Genomic DNA, 1,391 nt, shown 5'->3' on the forward strand with positions numbered 1-1,391 from the left:
CCCTCCCGCAAACGCCCCCAACCTGCCGGCGCGCCGGCACCCTTGTCCCCGAGATCCGCGCACGCGATCTCGCCCGCCATGTGGATCGTCACCGAATGGCCAAGACCGTGTGCGGGCTTGGGGAGCGCAGCGACTCGAGCCACGGTGCCGCGCAAGCGGCAGGCGCAGGATGGTTGTAACTGTTGCTCAGTTGAGCTACAATGAAGACGGATCACAGGAGGTTCTTATGGCCGCTACCGCTTTCGTGCGCGCGCGCATCGACGAAACATTGAAGGATGAAGCCGCCGCCGTCCTGGCCGAACTGGGACTGACCGTATCCGATGTGGTCCGCATGACGCTCACCCGGATCGCGAAGGATCACGCCTTGCCTTTCGAGCTAAAGGTGCCGAACGCCGAAACGCGGGCAGCCATCGAAGCCTCTCGCGCAACGATGAAGTCCCGCCGCGCCCGCTTCACCGATCCTCAGGAATTGTTTGATGCCCTCGACCAAGAAGCCCGCCAGCAGTAAGCGTGCTTCGCTCCCTCGAGAGGCCTCCTACGAAAAGAAGTTCGTGAAGGATTGGGAGCGGTTGTCGCGCAGCGGGCGCTACAACATGAAGCAGCTCAAGGAAGCGATGATGCTCCTTATCGCCAATGACGCGCCGCTTGGCCCGGAATGGCTGGACCATGCCCTCAAAGGCGACTGGAGCGACCATCGCGAGTGCCATATCGGCGGCGACTTCCTGCTCATCTACACGATCGAGGGAAACCTGGTGAACTTCGTGCGCGCCGGCACGCATTCGGAGTTGTTCGAATAGCCTGCCGCTTCCTTGCGGATACAAGCATAAATATGCGCAACGCTATAACATAGCTATCTTTTGTATATCGCCTAGATAGCAATCTGCCCGCAATGAAGGGGAAGCCATGAGGGCCATATTCATCCGCCACGGTGAAAGCACTGGCAATGCCGGCATCCCTTGCCATGATTTGGCGACGATCGAGCTGACGGAGCGGGGCCAGGAACAGGCGCATCATGTCGCGGCGAGTTGGACCGAAGCGCCGGCGCTCATCGTCACGTCGCCCTATACCCGCACCCGGCAAACGGCCGCGCCTACCATCGCGCGTTTCCCCGATACGCCGGTGGAAGTGTGGCCGATCGAAGAGTTCACCTATCTGCAACCGGCGCGCTGGAACGGCACGCGGAGCGCCGAGCGGATGCCTCATCTCGAACGCTATTGGAGCGAGGCCGATCCTGATTATTGCGGCGGGGAGGGGGCGGAGAGCTTCGCCACCCTGCTCCGGCGCGGCGGCGCGGCCCTAGCCCGCCTCGCCGCCATGCCTGCGGGATCGCTGGTCTATGTGTTCGGGCATGGGCAGTTCATCCAGGCCGCGCACGCGATCGTCGCCGACGC

Annotated in this window: 3 protein-coding genes; all 3 read left to right on the plus strand. The window is 62.7% G+C overall.

Translation table 11 applies throughout. The features are described 5' to 3' along the window. Positions 1–226: 226 nt before the first annotated feature. The gene (locus tag AX703_RS20185; protein ID WP_030541215.1) at positions 227–508 is read left to right on the plus strand and encodes a type II toxin-antitoxin system RelB/DinJ family antitoxin; all 282 of its coding nucleotides are present in this window, start codon (positions 227–229) and stop codon (positions 506–508) included. Further along, a complete protein-coding gene (locus tag AX703_RS20190) occupies positions 477–797 on the plus strand; it encodes a type II toxin-antitoxin system YafQ family toxin (protein WP_026109744.1) in 321 nt (106 codons plus the stop codon). The genes AX703_RS20185 and AX703_RS20190 overlap by 32 nt, the downstream gene beginning before the upstream one ends. 106 nt (positions 798–903) lie before the next feature. Then, the coding region (locus tag AX703_RS20195; protein WP_062346703.1) for a histidine phosphatase family protein at positions 904–1,391 on the plus strand (488 nt) is incomplete at its 3' end.

Origin of the sequence: Novosphingobium sp. CCH12-A3 (assembly GCF_001556015.1) — a bacterium.
GTDB classification, from domain to species: domain Bacteria; phylum Pseudomonadota; class Alphaproteobacteria; order Sphingomonadales; family Sphingomonadaceae; genus Novosphingobium; species Novosphingobium subterraneum.

Excerpts from the sequence above, each read along its gene's own strand:
- AX703_RS20185 (WP_030541215.1), top strand. The coding sequence starts at position 227 with ATGGCCGCTACCGCTTTCGTGCGCGCGCGCATCGACGAAACATTGAAG.
- AX703_RS20190 (WP_026109744.1), top strand. The coding sequence starts at position 477 with ATGCCCTCGACCAAGAAGCCCGCCAGCAGTAAGCGTGCTTCGCTCCCT.